This is a genomic window from Sandaracinaceae bacterium, assembly GCA_020633055.1.
Classification (GTDB): Bacteria; Myxococcota_A; Polyangia; order Polyangiales; family Houyiibacteriaceae; genus JADJJE01.
The window spans coordinates 371,570-387,164 of record JACKEJ010000004.1 but is presented as its reverse complement, the minus strand read 5'-3'; the positions used below and the strand labels follow the sequence as shown (position 1 = coordinate 387,164).

General features: G+C 71.3%; 13 protein-coding genes. 5 read left to right on the top strand and 8 right to left on the bottom strand.

Going from position 1 to position 15,595, the window contains the following annotated elements:
* The 3 genes from H6726_01525 to H6726_01515 are packed head-to-tail and all read right to left on the bottom strand — an operon-like array spanning position 1 to position 4,431.
* Entirely contained in the window at positions 1 to 1,536 is a 1,536-nt protein-coding gene (locus H6726_01525; GenBank protein MCB9656301.1) for an oligosaccharide flippase family protein, read from the bottom strand.
* Positions 1,533 to 3,149, bottom strand: a complete 1,617-nt coding sequence (locus H6726_01520; protein ID MCB9656300.1) for a hypothetical protein — start codon at positions 3,147 to 3,149, stop codon at positions 1,533 to 1,535. Before H6726_01520 ends, H6726_01525 begins: the two co-directional genes overlap by 4 nt.
* Before the next feature lie 7 nt (positions 3,150 to 3,156).
* Positions 3,157 to 4,431 (bottom strand): glycosyltransferase family 4 protein, encoded by a 1,275-nt coding sequence (locus tag H6726_01515; protein MCB9656299.1) that lies wholly within the window; start codon positions 4,429 to 4,431, stop codon positions 3,157 to 3,159.
* Between the two features lie 229 nt (positions 4,432 to 4,660).
* Here H6726_01515 and H6726_01510 point away from each other — a divergent pair, with 229 nt between their 5' ends.
* Both H6726_01510 and H6726_01505 read left to right on the top strand, forming a co-directional pair.
* On the top strand, positions 4,661 to 5,833 hold the full coding sequence (locus H6726_01510) for a zinc ribbon domain-containing protein (protein ID MCB9656298.1): 1,173 nt from the start codon (positions 4,661 to 4,663) through the stop codon (positions 5,831 to 5,833).
* Between the two features lie 7 nt (positions 5,834 to 5,840).
* On the top strand, positions 5,841 to 6,494 hold the full coding sequence (locus tag H6726_01505; GenBank protein MCB9656297.1) for a hypothetical protein: 654 nt from the start codon (positions 5,841 to 5,843) through the stop codon (positions 6,492 to 6,494).
* Between the two features lie 162 nt (positions 6,495 to 6,656).
* On the opposite strand, the gene H6726_01500 is transcribed toward H6726_01505, so the two are convergent.
* The 5 genes from H6726_01500 to H6726_01480 all read right to left on the bottom strand — a co-directional run bounded on the left by H6726_01500 (position 6,657) and on the right by H6726_01480 (position 10,586).
* On the bottom strand, positions 6,657 to 7,481 hold the full coding sequence (locus tag H6726_01500) for an ABC transporter permease (protein MCB9656296.1): 825 nt from the start codon (positions 7,479 to 7,481) through the stop codon (positions 6,657 to 6,659).
* Positions 7,482 to 7,542: 61 nt separating this feature from the next.
* Positions 7,543 to 8,565, bottom strand: coding sequence for an ABC transporter ATP-binding protein (locus tag H6726_01495; protein ID MCB9656295.1), 1,023 nt, complete (start codon positions 8,563 to 8,565; stop codon positions 7,543 to 7,545).
* On the bottom strand, positions 8,562 to 9,410 hold the full coding sequence (locus H6726_01490; protein ID MCB9656294.1) for a hypothetical protein: 849 nt from the start codon (positions 9,408 to 9,410) through the stop codon (positions 8,562 to 8,564). The genes H6726_01495 and H6726_01490 overlap by 4 nt, the downstream gene beginning before the upstream one ends.
* An 83-nt stretch (positions 9,411 to 9,493) precedes the next feature.
* The gene (locus H6726_01485) at positions 9,494 to 10,114 is read right to left on the bottom strand and encodes an adenylate/guanylate cyclase domain-containing protein (protein ID MCB9656293.1); all 621 of its coding nucleotides are present in this window, start codon (positions 10,112 to 10,114) and stop codon (positions 9,494 to 9,496) included.
* Positions 10,115 to 10,274: 160 nt separating this feature from the next.
* Positions 10,275 to 10,586 carry a polyhydroxyalkanoic acid system family protein gene (locus H6726_01480; protein MCB9656292.1) on the bottom strand — a complete coding sequence of 104 codons (312 nt, stop codon included), beginning with the start codon at positions 10,584 to 10,586 and terminating at the stop codon, positions 10,275 to 10,277.
* A gap of 50 nt (positions 10,587 to 10,636) precedes the next feature.
* On the opposite strand from H6726_01480, the gene H6726_01475 reads away from it, so the two are divergent.
* The 3 genes from H6726_01475 (at position 10,637) to H6726_01465 (ending at position 15,582) form a co-directional block, all read left to right on the top strand.
* A complete protein-coding gene (locus H6726_01475; protein ID MCB9656291.1) occupies positions 10,637 to 12,169 on the top strand; it encodes a DUF58 domain-containing protein in 1,533 nt (510 codons plus the stop codon).
* Positions 12,166 to 14,352 carry a transglutaminase domain-containing protein gene (locus tag H6726_01470; protein MCB9656290.1) on the top strand — a complete coding sequence of 729 codons (2,187 nt, stop codon included), beginning with the start codon at positions 12,166 to 12,168 and terminating at the stop codon, positions 14,350 to 14,352. Before H6726_01475 ends, H6726_01470 begins: the two co-directional genes overlap by 4 nt.
* A gap of 150 nt (positions 14,353 to 14,502) precedes the next feature.
* Complete coding sequence (locus H6726_01465; GenBank protein ID MCB9656289.1) at positions 14,503 to 15,582, top strand: AAA family ATPase; 1,080 nt, start codon at positions 14,503 to 14,505, stop codon at positions 15,580 to 15,582.
* The last annotated feature ends 13 nt before the right edge of the window (positions 15,583 to 15,595 follow it).

Genomic DNA, 15,595 nt, shown 5'->3' with positions numbered 1-15,595 from the left:
CTAGGCCTCCGCTCTGGGGGGCTCGGTGTGGGCCGCGCGACGGGCGCGGCGCTGGGCCAGCCGGTCGCGCAGCAGGGGCGAGCCGAGGGGCGCCCATGCCAGTGTGATGACCAGCGCGATGACGGCCGAGCGGAGGACGACGTGCAGCTCGAGCGCGCGCAGCCCGGCTTCGAGGAACGCCCCGAGGCCTCCGGTGAGCGCGACGACCAGCGAGAGGCGCGCGTCACCGCGCAGGCCGGTGAGCTGCAGCTCGCGGCACGCATAGGCGCACACCGCGTAGCGCACCGCTTCGGCCACGGCGTACCCGAGCACTGCGCCGGGGAACCCGAGCCCAGGGTGACGCGCCTCACCCACGTAGAAGCCTGCGGGGATGAGCACCGCCATGGCGAGCACCTTCGCGAACGAGCCCGCCGCCACGCCGCGCGGGAGGTCGGACGCCAACAGCGCCGCGCCGTACGTGTTGCCCAAGACCAGCACCCAGCCGCCCGCGGCGAGCACTTGCACGGCCCAGCCCGCGTCTTGGTAGCGGTCGTCGTAGAGCAGGTCCACGGCCGTGGGGCCGCCTGCGACGAGCCCCGCGAACGCCCAGCCCGCGAGGATGAGCAGCGGCGTGCGGATGGTCTCGAAGACGGCGCGGAAGTGACCGTCGCGCTCGCGGACGCGGGCATACACGGGGAAGATGATCTGCATCGACAGGCGACTGAGCGCTTCGCTCGGGATGGTCGCGATGACCACTCCGATGTAGTAGACGCCCAGCCGATCGAGGGGCACCAGCCGCCCGAACACGAGCCGATCTGCCTGCCCGGCGAGGAACGTCAGCAGCGTGCTGACGAAGATCCAACGGCCGAAACGCACCAGCTCGCGCGCGGCGCCCGGCTCCCACGCGAAGCCGTTGCGCAGGCCCGGCAGGTAGGTGTGCGTGAGCACCATGCGCACCAGGCACGTGACCAGCGCGCCCGCCACCAGGGCCAGCACGGAGCGATCGACTATCGCCCAGGCCACCATCGTCACCAGCCCCGCCACCTGGGCGACGATGAGCGAGATCTCGATGCGCCGGACGTCCAGCTGCCGGTTGAGCGTGAACAGCTTGGTGGAATTGAAGCCAGCGACGAGCGCGGTGGCCGACACGATGGGCAGCAACCACGCGAGCTGAGGCTCCTCGTAGAACGTGGCGAACGGCACGGCCAACGCGCAGGCCACCGCCCAGATGGCGACTCCACGCGCCACCTGCAGCGTCCAGGCCGTGTTCACGAAGGCCGGGTCCTCGCGCTCGTTCTGGATGAGGCTGGGGCCGATGCCCACGTCGCTGAACAGCTCGAGGCCCTGCAGCACGGTGGACATCAGCGCCATGATGCCGAAGGCCTCCTCGAACAGCAGGCGCGTCAGGATCAGGTTTCCGACCAGCCGGATGACCTGCGCGCCGCCATAGCCGAGCACCACCCACAGCGCGCCACGCTCGGCGCGGCCCTCGAGGGGGCGCTCGTCGGCGGACACGGGCGCGGGCGCGCTGGGCGCGTCGGTGACGGTCGCACTCATGCGGCCCTCCGTACCCCTAGCGCGAGCTGTTCGCAAAGGCGCGCGCGAGCCACGCGGAGGCGATCGACGCGAAGGCACGCCAATCCGATGCGCAGGTGTCTGAGCGCTTCGCGCGCGCGCGAGAGCCCGACGCGTCGTTGGGCCACCTCGATGCGCATGGCCTCCCGCTGACCGTACGACACGTCCTCTAGCGCTTCGAGCTCCTGCACGCCCGTCACCTCGGCCTCCGTGCGCCTTCTGCGCGGGGGGCCGGCCGGACCCTCCTGCCGCGCGCTCGTGTCGGCGATGCCGTGCAGCAGCCCGTAGAGCGCGCCCGCGAAGAAGAACGGTAGACAGTGGAACAGCCCGTTGGGCAGCAGGTCGACGACCCACAACGCGGTGATCAGCGCGAGCGTACAAAGCCGCAGCCGGTCGTCGCGTGAGCGGATGCGCCGTAGCCGGCGCCACGTGAGCAGGACGGGCACCGTGAGCAGGCCGTACAGCGCCACGAAGCCCACGAGACCGCGCGTGCCGATCTGGATGGTCCAGTCGCCGTCCGTGACGCTCAGGTCCTCGCCCGTCTCGGGGTCGAAGTGGCGGTTGCGGTTGTAGCCGCCCCAGCCGAAATACGGACGCTCGAGCGCGCGCTGCAGCAGCTGGAACTCTTGGTCGAAGCGGAACCAGAGCGAGAGGGCGCGCTCCTCGTTGATCCGCTCCGCCTGCTCGACGAGCGTGTCGGTCGGGAAGGTGTCGGTGGTGCGCAGCAGCGGGTAGAGCAGCGTGAGCAGCGCGAGCGCGGCGGGAAGGCGCGCCCGGGGACGCCGCACGAAGGCTGCGACGGGCAGCACGACCAGCGCATAGAGGATGGCGCCCGTGCTCTTGCACAGCACCAGCACCACCGCGAGGAACACCACCGTGCGCGCGCGCGCGTTGCCCGTGCGGCGCAAGGCGATGGCCGCGAGCGTGACGGCCAGCATGAACATGCCGACGGCCAGGCCGGTCTGCATGAAGATCATGGGCCGGTAGCCGCCGAAGCGGATGGCCATGGAGAAGTCCATTTGGTGGTAGCCGTACAGCCAGTTGTGCAGCTGCGGGCTCAGGCGGATCTCCACCAGCGCTAGGCACGCGTACACCAACCCGAACGAGAGCAGCGCGCTGAGCAGTGTGTGCAGGTCACGGCGCTGCGTGACCATGGCGCGGCCCAGCAAGAACGGGAGGTAGATGGCGAGGGTGTCCTTGATGCCGAGCGCCACCGCGTCGTACAGCACGAGGCCGGGGCGCACGATGGGCCCCGTGACGAGTGGGTCCGGGTTGGTCAGCGCCGTGCCCACGTTGCACAGCAACAGCAGCACGAACAGACCGTCGATGCCCCGCAGCGGGCGGGCGCGAACCAGCTGCCGGCGGGCCTTCCACAGACAGCCCACCAGCGCCCATGCTGCGGTGATGGACGTCTTGTCCATGGGGGGCAGCAGCGGCGGGTCGATGGCCAGCACTTCGGGCAGGAACAGCACGCCCGCGAGCATCGCCACGATGGTCGCCTTGGTCGCCGACAGACGCGCGTAGAGCGCGAGCGTCACTGGGATGAACAGAAAGAGCGCGGCGTAGGCGAGCAGGTTGGGGTGACCGAAGAACACGCGCGCTCTACATCGGCTCGGCCGTGGACACGTCCGTGCCGTGGGCGGAGGGGGCGCGTGCCGCGGACGACGTGGCGCCTGGGACGTGCGCGTACAGCAGCTCGGCCAGGCTGTGCGCCGTGACCCGCACGTCGTGTCGCGCCAGCACCGCCTCACGACCGGCGGCGCCCATGGCGGCCAGGGTGTCCGTGGGGGTGGCGAGCACGTCGCGCAGCGCGGACACCAGGTGGGGCACGCTGCCCGCGGGGACCAGCCAGCCGTTGCGACCCGGGACGACCAGCTCCGGGATGCCGGCCACGTAGGTGGAGAGCACGGGCCGCCCGAGCCCCAGGGCCTCCATGATGACGACGGGCAGACCCTCCGCGAAGCTGGGCAGCACCATGGCGCGTGCGGCGAGCAGGTGTTCGCGCACCTCGGGTCCGCTCGCCCAGCCGGTGATGTGGACGCGCTGCGTGAGCCCGTGCTGCGCGATGGCGGCCTCGATGTCGGCGCGCATCTCTCCGTCGCCCACCAGGACCAGCTCGAAGACCGCGCCCTCGCGCGCGAGCTGCCCGAGCGCCTCGATCAGGAGGATCTGCCCCTTTTGCTCGCTGAGGCGCCCGACGCTCACCAAGCGCGGGGCCGTGGGGTAGTCACGGCCGTCGCCGCTGAGGAACGCGGGCTCCACGCCGCAGCGCACGACGTGGACCTTGGGCCAGTGCGCGTAGCTCACCTGGCGGTACAGCTGGCTGCAGCCGAAGTGGCTGATGGCGCACACGAAGCGGCTACGCTCCACCTTTTCACCCAGCGCGATGGCCGCAGGCTTGTCGAACTCCTCGGGCCCGTGGACATGGAAGCTGTAGCCGGGGCCACCCAGCGCCGCGACCAGCATCGCGACCGTCGTCGAGTTGGTGCCGAAGTGCGCGTGCACATGGTCGACGCCTGCCTCCTCCAGCCACTCCAGCAGCACGCTGGCCTCACCCAGGTAGGCGCCGTGGATGACCACACCCCGCTCCGAGCCGACGCCTACACGCGCCGCCATTGCGGATGCGCGGGCGAACCCCGCCGGTCGCTTGGCCGCGACGCGCGCCATGGCCGCCGCCAGCCCCTGCGGACCACCGTCCAGGATGACCCGCGTACGCTCGGCCTCGTCGCGATCGGCCTGGTCCGTCAGGGGCTCGGCCACGCGGCGCACCGAGTAGCGCAGCACCTCGACGCCCTGCAGTTCCAGCGCCTGCAGCTCGCGCCGGATGAAGGTGTGGCTGACCTTCGGGTATTGATTGACCAGGTAGGCGACGCGCATGGAGGGCGTAGTGTACGGCCAGGTGGGCGATGTGCCACATGGTGGGTGTCCCGCAACGGCCTCCGCGCTGGCGAGCCGTAACCTCCATCTCGGCGCCGACCCGCTGCCTACGGTGTGCGCGCCACCCGTCGCCTTGGCCATCCACCAGGAACGGGTGCGCTTCACCCCGGGCGTCGCAGCAGGAATTTTCCCACGGCGTGACCGTACGAAGCGGATAGAATCGCGCCCCATGGACCAGCCGCCCCAGCCGCCTCCCGACTTCAGCGCCCAGCCTGCGGCGCCGGCCGCGCCTGCGTCGGACGCAGCGGCGGCCGGGCGCAAGTTCCCGTGTCCTTCGTGCGGCGCCCCCGAGATGGCGTGGGACGCGGCGGCGCAGGCGTTGAAGTGCCCCTACTGCGGCCACGTGCATCCGATCGCGGCGCAGGAGGGCTCGCACGACATCGTCGAGCACGACCTTCAGGCTGGGCTCACCATGGCCACCGCGCGTGGCTTCGGCGCGACGACCCGCACCATCAAGTGCAACACCTGCGGCGCGACCGTGGCCTTCGGCGGTCAGAGCGTCAGCACCCGCTGCGACTTCTGCGGCTCCCCGCACGTGCTGGAGCAGGAGAGCAACCGCAACCTCATCCGGCCCGAGTCCATGCTGCCCTTCGCCGTGGAGCAGGCGCGCGCGCGCAGCATGTTCTCCGAGTGGATTGGTGGCCTGTGGTTCCGCCCCAGCGACCTGAAGAAGAAGGCCAGCGTCGGCGAGATCAACGGCGTCTACATCCCGTACTGGACCTTCGACGCTTGGGTCAACTCGAGCTGGACGGCACAGGCTGGAACCGACTACCAGGAGCAGGAAACCTACTGGGGCAGGGACGCCAACGGCAACAACGTGCAGATGACGCGCACGGTCACGAAGACCCACTGGCGACCAGCCTGGGGCTCGCGGCAGGACCACCACGACGACGTGCTCGTCTGCGCCAGCCGCGGCCTCCCGGAGAGCCTGGTGCAGTCGCTGCGGGGCTTCACGCTGGGGCAGCTGCGCCCCTACGATCCGGGGTTCCTCTCGGGGTGGCGCGCGGAAGAGTACGCCGTGGACCTCAACGAGGGATGGGGGAAGGCGGTGAAGCACATCGAGAGCGAGCAGCGCAGCCGCTGCCACAACGACGTGCGGGCCGATCGCGTGCAGAACCTCAACGTGGTGAACCAGTTCGGCAGCGAGAAGTTCAAGCACATCCTCTTGCCCATCTGGATCGCGTCGTACCGCTACAACGACAAGACCTTCCGCTTCTTGATCAACGGACAGAACGGCGAGCTGCGCGGCGAGGCGCCCTACAGCTGGGTGAAGATCTTCTTCTTCATCCTGTTCCTCGTGTTCGTGGTCATGACCATCTACACGGTCTCACAGGCGCTCTGAGGGACCGGTGCGCGTCGAGTCCCACTCGAGCCTGCAGCTCGCCACGGTGCACGACCACGCCATCGCGCGGCACGGCCTCGTCAAGCTGGGCGATGGGCGGGCCTTCGTCCTGACGACGGGCATCGGGCAGCCGCGCACGTGGGGCTTCACGCGCGAGCCGCTCGTCGCGGGCTTCGAGGCCGGCCTCGAGGAGGGGGCGCAGATGGGCCCCAAGGAGCGCGTCCGGCACGCGTTCGGGGCGGCGCGAGCGCGGCTCGTGACGTGCTGCAACGCGCTCATCGAGCAGCGCGTGCCCGACAGCTCGCTCGCGGCGCTGGTGCTGCTCGACGACTCGGCGCACGTGATCTCGGTGGGGCGCGTGCGCGCCTACCTGTGGCGGCGGGGCGAGCACCAGCGCCTGACGCCGGACAACGAAGGCGACCCAGGCAGCGCGACCGGCGTGCTGCACGGCGAGCCCGCCCATGCGCAGGTGGCGCTCGAGCCGCGCGACGTGCTCATGCTTGGATCCACCACGGCGTTCTCACCCTCGGCGGTGGCCAAGGTCGCTTCGGTCATGCAGGCCGACGCCGAGACGCCGGTCAGCATCTTGGCGACGCTCATGACCGAGCCGGCGAAGGCGACGGGCGCAGGGGCGGCTGCGGTGGTCGCACGGGTCCGCTGAGGCTCCTGCCAATCGGGCTGTGGGTGACGACGATGGGGGCACCTGGCCGTGGCCCGATGCCCTTCGCACCGTGCGCTGGGCCGATGGAGTCTCGGCGGTTCAGCCCGACCCCTCGCGGAACGCGCGCCCGGTCGTGCGCTGGGCCCGGGGAGTCTCGGCGGCTCAGCCCGACCCCTCGCGGAACTCGCGCGGGACCACGGCGACGGCCGTCAGCGCCAGCCAGACGAGCGTGAAGCCCGCCATCAGGGCGAACGCGATGGGGAGCTCCACGACCGGCTCGAGGCCGCTGTCCGTCCCGCTCAGCAACAGCGCGTGATGGTGCATGGTGAGCAGCGGGAGGTAGCCGGGCCCCATCTCGCCCATGATGAACTCGAAGATGGCCAGGTAGAGCCCGCCCACGATGCCCGCGGCAGGCGGCACGAGCGCCCCGAAGCACATGGTCAGCGCGCTGTAGCCGGCGGAGAGCAGCAGCACGGCCCCCAGCGTGCGACCCAGCAGGCCGAGCTCGTCCACGAAGACCGTGGGGGAGGTGGCCAACGAGCTGATGTGCATGAGCACGGCGGCGCCGCCCAGGAGGGCCGCCGAGAACAGGGTGGCGGTGAGCCACTTGCCCACGACCATGCCCAGGCGGCTGGCGGGGCGCGAGGCGAGGTACGTGAACGTGCGCGACTCGACCTCCTCCGAGATGGCGCCCGACGCGAACAGGAACGGCAGCAGGTAGCCCAGCAGCAGAAACAGCGCGAACTTGTAGCCGCCACGCAGCGCGCCCACGGCGTCGTCGCCCAGGTTGGCGGAGAGCGCCACCGCCGCGACCATGGGCAGCGTGGCGCCCACGGCGAGCTTGAGCTTGGCCGAGCGGCGCAGGCGCAACACCTGCAAGCGCGCGTGCACGGCGATGGACGCGCCGAGCGATGGTGCGGGGGGCACGCGTCGGGCGGGTGGAGCGCCGTCGCCGTGCGCGGTGGCCTTCGAGGTCGCGCTGCTCACAGGTCCCTCCAAGCGGTCTGGGTCTGGGTCTGGGCCTTCGTCGGCGCCAGCGGGTGACAGGTCATGGGGCCACCACCTTCGCGCTGCCCACGGCGGCGTCCGCGCCCGTCCCTGCACCAGCAGAGCCGCGCTCGACGAGGTAGTGGAAGAGCGCCTCCAGCGTGGCGTCGGGGCTGGTGATGCTCTCGATGGGGTGGCCGTTCGCCAGCGCCACCTCGGCTACCTGCGTGTACGTCTGGTCTGGCGTTCCGGTGCGGAACGTCACGGCGTCGGGGTGCAGCTCCACGCTGGCGATGGAGGCATCGGCGCGCAGCACGAGGCTCGCGAACTCGCGGGGGCGCTCGCACCGCACGTGGATGTGGTGCGGGTGCTCGTGCAAGAGGTCGCGGATCTCGCCGACCTCACCTTGCGCTACCAGCTGGCCGCGGGCGATGAGCATCACGCGGTCGGTCAGCGCCTCCACCTCGTGCAGCACGTGTGTCGAGAAGAGCACCACGGCGCCGGCCTCCGCGCGCGCGCGCAGCGCCTCGAGGATGACCGCCCGGCTGCGTGGGTCGGTGCCGGTCAGCGGCTCGTCGAGGATGAGCACGTCCGGCTCGTGCACGATGGCCTGAGCCAGCTTGGTGCGCTGGCGCATGCCGCGGCTGTAGCCGCCCACGCGGCGCTCCATGGCGTCGGTCAGACCGAAGACGGAGAGGGCGTGCGCGGCGCGCTCCTTCGCCTCCTTGGCGGGGTAGCCGCTGAGCTCGGCCAGGGTCGAGACGTGCTCCAGCGCGGTCAGCTCGTCGTACATGGCGTCGGCTTCGGGGCACAGGCCGATGCGGCGCAGCACGTTCGGGTTGGCGAACGGGGCGTCGCCGCACACGCGTACGCTGCCGAGGCTGGGGCGCAGCTGTCCGGCGGCGAGGCGCAGGAACGTGGTCTTGCCCGAGCCGTTGGGACCGAGCAGGCCCCAGACGCCAGGCCCGAGGTGCAGGGACACGTCCTGTAAGGCGGTGACCTGCCCGTACCACTTGGTCAGCTGCACGGCGCGGATGCTGGGGGCGTCGCTGCGCGCGTCGTCTCTCGTCTCGGGTATGCTCACGCGACCACCTCCACGTTGCGAATGCGGCGGTAGGCGATGGCGATGGCGCCCGCGACGAGCGCGATGGCGACCGGCGCGCTGTGGTACCAGCGCACCACCTCTTCGGCCTCCGTCTGAGCGCACACGGCGTCCACCAGGTCGCTGACCAGCAGCGGGAACGCGAGCAGGCGCAGCCACGGCCAGTCGGAGACGAGCTCCACCAGCACGGCCAGGCCCCACGGGACGAAGAACGTCAGCACCCACGCGCTGAACGTGAACGCGCGGCTGCGGTTGAGCGCCGAGAAGCCGACCGAGCACACCCCCATCATGACGGAGATGGTCACGGCGCCCGCGGTGGCGCGCAGCAGCGAGACGAGGTTGCTGACCGGGTCGCCCGAGCCGAGGGCCAGCATGGCGGCGCTGAAGAGGCCCACCGGCATGAGCGTGACGAACAGGCACAGCAGCACCACCGCGCCCATCCGGCCGATGAGGTACTGCGCCGCGGTGACCGGCTTGGAGAAGAAGTACGCGAAGGCGTTGTGGTTGAGGTCGTAGGCGATGGCGCCGGCGCCGGCGGTGAGCGCGACCACGAAGGCGGCGCTGAGCCACTGCGTGTGCAGCAGCCAGTCGAGCCACGGGTTGGCGTCGAATTCGGCCTCACCCCCGACCTGGCTCTGCACGAGGCTGGCCGCGCGCGTGCCCAGGATGAAGCCCATGACGGGGATCCAGGAGAACAGGAGTGTGAGCTTGATGATCCACGACCGCCAGGCACGGCCCAGCGAGTGACGCAGGATGACCCAGGCGTTCTGCTCTGCAGGGTGGCGCTCGCCGTCGTAGGGGCGGTATCCGAGGTCTCGAATGGACATGGGCGGTGCGGGAGGGGGCGGAGGGGGGCGCGGTGTGGCTCGGTGTGGCTACGAGCGGGAAGGCCCTGGAGCGTGAGCGCGCGTCAGAGGTACAGGCAGCGGTAGTTGACGTCGGATCCGGGGATGGTCTCGTGGAGGAGCTCGTAGCGCACGCCGATGACGTTGCCGAGCTCTTGGTGCGCGGCGCCGGTGACGAGGATCTCGTTCGCCTTGGCGGTGTCCTCTCCCAGCTTGCTGGCCGCGTTGACCTCGCGACCCCACACGTCGTGGTCGCCCACGCGTAGCACGTCGCCGTAGCCGATGCCCAGACACAGGATGATCTGTTCTTCGGGCAAGCGGCGCTCGTTGGTCAGCTGGCAGCGCCGCTGCATCTCGATGGCGCACTGCAGCGCGCGCTCCGGTCGGCGGAAGATCAGCAGGAAGCTGTCGGCCTCGACCTTGAGCAGGATGCCGTCGTGTGCCGCCACGATGGGCAGCAGCATCTTCTTCTTCTCGTGGATGATCTGCAGGAAGTGGGTGACCCCGAACTTGGCCGTCGCGCGCGAGAAGCCGCTCAGGTCCGTGAACATGATGGCCCAGCGCTCGCCGAACAGGTCCCAGATGCGCTGATCGATGGCGTCCGTGTCGGCGTCCGGCTTGGTGCGCTGTTCGATCAGGTCCCAGAGGCGCGCGTCGCTGCCCTTGAGGAGGTCCAAGTTGGTCATGAGCGGTTCCGGCTCCTTCGGACGGAGCATGTACCGTGCTTTTCGGGCCGACGGCAACTCTCGCATCCGCTTCCGGCCGCGCATGGCATATCGCGCGCCCGAGCGTGTTGGCGGTGAGATGTCGACGAACGCCAGGTCCGATGCGGAGGCGAGGCGCGGCTCAGGCGCGGGCCTGCAGCTCGGCGACGCTGTGCGCGGGGTCGAGGTAGTCGTCCAGCTTGCCCTCGACGTACTTGCGCCCACCGAGCTTCTCGGCGAGGAAGCCTGCGTCCACGTCGGCGCGCACCTGGCCTGCGGTGACCGTCACGCGCGCGTCGAACTTCACCCCCTTGACCTTGCCGTACACGTGGCAGGCGTTGCCCGTCCAGTCCGCGCTGAGCCCGTGCTTGCGGCGCCAGTAGTCGGTCAGCGCGTGCAGGCGCGTGAGGGCTTCTTCGTCGGAGCAGGCGTAGCGGCGTTCGAGGTGCATCATGGTGATGGGCGTTGTTTCCCGACGGGGCGCCCCGTGTCAATGTGCGCCCGATGCGCGCCACGAAACGCGAGCTGTGGGCCATGCGCTTCGCGCGGGTGAGGCGCTTGACCCGCCGGGTGCGCGATGTGGTCCCCGTGACCACGCTGGGTGTCGCGGTGGGGCTCGGGGCGGCGCTCGGTCTCAGGTACTTCGCGTTCGCCCGGCTGGACCTGGTGTGGCTCGTCGTGGCGTACGCCCTCCTCGGGCTGCTCGCGCTCACCGTGCTGCTGGTCGTGGTAGGGTCCGTGTGGCTCAAGGTGCGTCTCCGCGCCCCCGCGGGAGAGGCGCGGAAGACCCAGACCGACACGCCGACCATGACGGCCTTCCAGCCTCCGCGCTGGGGCTTCGCGCCGCTCGTCCGGGTGCGCCACGAGGTGCTCGTGCCGGAGCGGGTGACCGTGGCGTCGCCCGACCTGTCCGGGGTGCGTGACCCCGAGCAGCGGCGCGCCCTCGAGGCGCTCGAGTGGCTGCGCATCGCGCGCCGAGGGGAGGTGCGGCACATCACGCGTCGAGTGGTGGTGTCCGACGTGTTCGGCTTCGCCGAGCTGGCGCTGCGGGTCGAGCAGCAGCTGACGCTGGATGTCCTGCCGCACCCCGGTGCCCTCGAGCGCATGCCGGTGCTCACGTCGTTCGCGGCCGGCGACGAGGTGGCCCACCCGCTGGGCGCCGCAGACGGCGACCGCGTCGAGCTCCGCCGGTATCAACCCGGTGACCCGGCGCGGCTCATCCACTGGAAGATCTATGCGCGCACCGGGAAGCTGCTGGTGCGGCAACCCGAGCGCTCCCTCACCCAGACCACGCGCACCGTCGCGTACCTCCTCGCCGGCCCCCGCGACGAGGCCACGGCGGCCGCCGCCCGGGTCGCGCTCGAGCAGGGCGCCCTCGGCGCCGACTGGCTCTTCGGGGCTGCGGGGACACCCACCCCAACCAGCGACCTGCCGTCCGCCCTGGCCGCCATCGTCCGCTCGGGGTACTCCGGGGACACCCATCGCTCGGGGGACGGCTCGGGGGACACCCATCGCTCGCGAGACGGCTCGGGGGACACCCATCGCTCGGGGGACGGCTCGGGGGACACCCATCGGGACACCGATGGTTCAGGGGACACCCATCGCAATGACCTAGAGTCGTTCCTGACCCAGGCCGAGGCTCAGGGGCCCGCCCAGGTCGTCGTCTTTGCGCCGCCTGTGCCGTCCGGGTGGGTGTCCTCGAGACCCGCGCATGGATGGGTGTCCTCAGAGACCCCCTCGGACTCCCCGTTGTCCTCGGAGTCCGGGTGGGTGTCCTCGTTGCTGAGGGCGGCCGAGGGGAGGGGGGGGCGAATCCATGTCGTCATTGGCGTCGATGGGGTCGCCGCTCCCGCACGGCGCGGGGTCGCCAGCCGCCTGCTGCGCGCGGCGCCACCCGTCCAGGGGGATGATCTCTCCGCGCTCACGGTGCTGCTCCAGACGCTGGCTGCCGCTGGCATCGACACGTTGGTGGTCGACCGCCGCACGGGACAGGTGCTCGGCGAGGCTCACCTACAAGCGGCGCAGGAGGCGGCGTGACCCGCGCGAACCGCGTCCACCTGCCAACTCTGTTGCGCGTGTGCGCCTACGTCGTCACTGGCGCGGTGCTCGCGCTGCCGTTGTCGCGCACGCCAGCCGTCCTGGCGGCCGCCGTCGGTGCCGCGGCGGGCGCCGTGCTCGGCGGTCGGCTCGCGCGCGGTCCGTATCGCACGCTCCCACTCCTCGGCGCCGCCCTCGCGATGGGTGTCCTCGCAGGCGGGCTCCACACGCTCCTGCTCTCCTCGACGAGCTGGTCCGCTTGGCTCGGCCCAGCACGGGCCTATCGGACGGCCGACGCGCTCCTCGCGATGGGTGTCCTCGGGGGCGGGGCCTTCGCGCTGCGGGTGCTCTCGGCTCGGCACGCGTGGTGCGCGGTGCTCGAGGTCCTGGTGCCCGTGTTCGCGTTCACGCAGCTGGTCGTCGCGCACCGGGACGGGGCCATCAACCGACCGTTCGAGATCGCGGACCCGATCCTCGCGACGGGTGGGGACCCGACGCTGGTGTTCCTCGGGGTGGGCGTGGTGGCCGTCGTGTCCGTCTCCCTGGTGCTCCTGTCCGAGGAGCGAGTGGGACGGCTGGCGCTCCACTTCGGCGTGCTGCTCGCGCTGTTGGCCGTGCTGGTGGTGACCACGCGCCTGGTGGGCATGCCGACACCCCCCGAGGGCGGTGCAGGTCTGGGGCTGCGGCCCGAGGACGGGGAGGCGTCCGAGCGGCGCGCGCAGGGACAATCGTCGGACTCACAGGGCCAGGGCGGTGGGCCGGGTGACATGGGCGACTTTCGGGACGACTACGAGACGCCCAACTCCGACGTCCCCGTGGGCGTGGTCATCTTCCGCGACGACTACTCGGCCCCCACGGGCACGTACTACTTCCGCCAGGGCGCGTTCAGCCAGTGGAACGGTCGCCGCCTCGTCGCCAGCACGCTGCCCGAGGTGGACCGCGATCTGGTGCAGGGCTTCCCGGTCGAGTCCACCTCGGTGCGCGAGCCCCCGCCGCTGAACGCGCAGCGCCGCGAGGTGGAGACCACCGTCGTGTTGCTCGCGGACCACACGCTCCCCTTTGCGCTCGAGTCGCCACTTCGCCTTCGGCCAGCTCCCAACCCCGACCCGTCGCGCTTCCGGGTCGCCTACCACGCCACCTCCGCGTCCCTCAGCGCCGACTACTTCGCGCTCCTGCAGGCGCCCGCTGGCTCGCCCTCCTGGACCGCCGAGGCCCGCGCCGAGTACCTCGCCGCCCCCGCTGACCCGCGCTACCGAGAGCTGGCCGAGCGCATCCTGGCCGAGCGCGTCCCCGCCGACCTGCGCCACCTGGACGCGGCCAAGGTGTTCGCCATCACGGAGTGGCTGGGCGAGCACGGCTTCTACAGTCTCCGCAGCCAACACGCCGGCGCGGACGACCCCACCGCAGACTTCCTCTTCGGTGACCTGACGGGCTACTGCGTGCACTTCTCGCACGCCGCGACCTTCCTCTTTCGCGCAGCCGGTGTCCCCGCGCGCGTCGCCACGGGCTATGCCATCCCGGAGTCCAACCGGCAGGGCGGGTCGGCGCTGCTCGTCACCGGGCAGAGCTCCCACGCGTGGCCCGAGGTCTACTTCGAGGGCTTCGGGTGGGTCGTGACCGACGTGTTCCCGCACGAGTCCCTCGACCCGCCCGGGACGCCTCCCGACGCGGACCTGCAGCGCCTCTTGGGCGAGCTGGCACGCGGTCAGTCACTCGCCCCCGAGGACGCGTCCGACGAGGCCGCGGACGTCATCGCGCGCCTGATCGAGCATCTCCCCGCGCTGGGCTGGGGTGCGCTCGCTGGCGTGCTGCTGCTGTGGCTCGCGCTCTACGTCGCCAAGCTGTACCGGCGCGTCGCGTACCGCTTCGCGTCCGATGCGCAGCTCGCTCGAGCGCTACATCGTGCGGCGCTCGACCGCCTGTCCGAGGTGTCACTCCGGCGCGCGCGCGGTGAGACCCGCGAGGCCTTCGCGCAGCGCGTCGCCGGCGACGTGCCGAGTCTGGCGCGCGTGGCCGCCGTGGCCGAGGGGCGTGCGCTCGGCAGCCCCCGCGCGACCGCCGTCCCTCGTGCCGAGCTGCTCGCGCTCGGTGTCGCCGTGCGTCGCGAACACGCGCGCGCCTTCCGTTTCCGCCGGCGCTTGTTCGGCGCCCTGCTCCCCTGGACCTTCCTCCAGTCACGCTAGCGGTCCACATGACCGCACGCCGCCCGCAATCCGCCGCGCCAAGCCGCGCCTCATCACCTCCGATACCGACCGCCCGGTCTCCCGCCGCCTCCAGCCGCCTTCAGCCGCCTCCCGCCGCCTCTCCCGCGCGCCCTGCACCCCCGAGCCATCATGACCACCTCCACCGACACTCCGCTCCGCCCCTCCGACGCATCTGCCGTGAGCTCCAGCGCTCCCAGCGGCGCCGGTGCCACCACCGGAGGAACCTCCGCCCCCACGACCCTCGACGCGGCGCACGCCGTGATCACGCGCCTCCGCCACCGGCTGCGCGCGGCGGTCAAGGGGCGCGACGAGGTCATCGACCTGGTCCTGGTCGCGCTGCTCGCCGACGGCCACGTGCTCCTCGAGGACTACCCCGGTTCGGGCAAGACCACGCTGGCGCGCGCGCTCGGCGAGGGCATCGCGGACGACGACACCGCGTCGGGCATCGCCGCGTTCCGACGCGTCCAGTTCACCCCCGACCTGCTGCCGAGCGACATCACGGGCACCAACATCTTCGACATGGAGTCGCAGCGCTTCGTCTTCCGCCCCGGGCCGCTCTTCGCGCACGTAGTGCTCGCCGACGAGATCAACCGCACGTCGCCCAAGGTCCAGTCCGCCATGCTCGAGGCGATGGGCGAGAAGCAGGTCACGGCCGACAACGTCAGCCACCCGCTCGACGACCTGTTCTTTGTAATCGCGACGCAGAACCCACTCGACCTGGCGGGCACCTACCCGCTCCCCACACCGCAGCTCGACCGCTTCCTGTTCAAGCTGGTCATGAAGCACATCGCGCGCGAAGCGGAGCTCGACGTGCTGGCCAGCTACCCGACACCGACGCTGGCGCGCGCGGCCGAGGCAGAGACCGTCCAGCGCGGCGAGCTGCTCTCCGCCCGTCGCACCATGCGGGAAGGGGTGGTCATCCACCCGCTCTTCCGCGAGTGCCTGGTGGACCTCGCGCACGCCCTCCGCGCCGATCCACGCACGCTGCAGGGGGCCTCGACGCGCGCGCTGGTGCTGATGCTGCCTGCGCTGCAGGCCCACGCGCTGATCATGGGGCGCGACTACGTCTCTCCAGACGACCTCGCCGCGATCGCACCGCACGTCTTCGCGCATCGCCTCACGCTCGCGCCTGGCGGCGTCCGGGCCGAGGCCATCATCCATGACGCGCTGGTCCCGCAGCTCGAGCGCCTCTCACGGGTGACGCGCTGAGATGAGCTGGGCC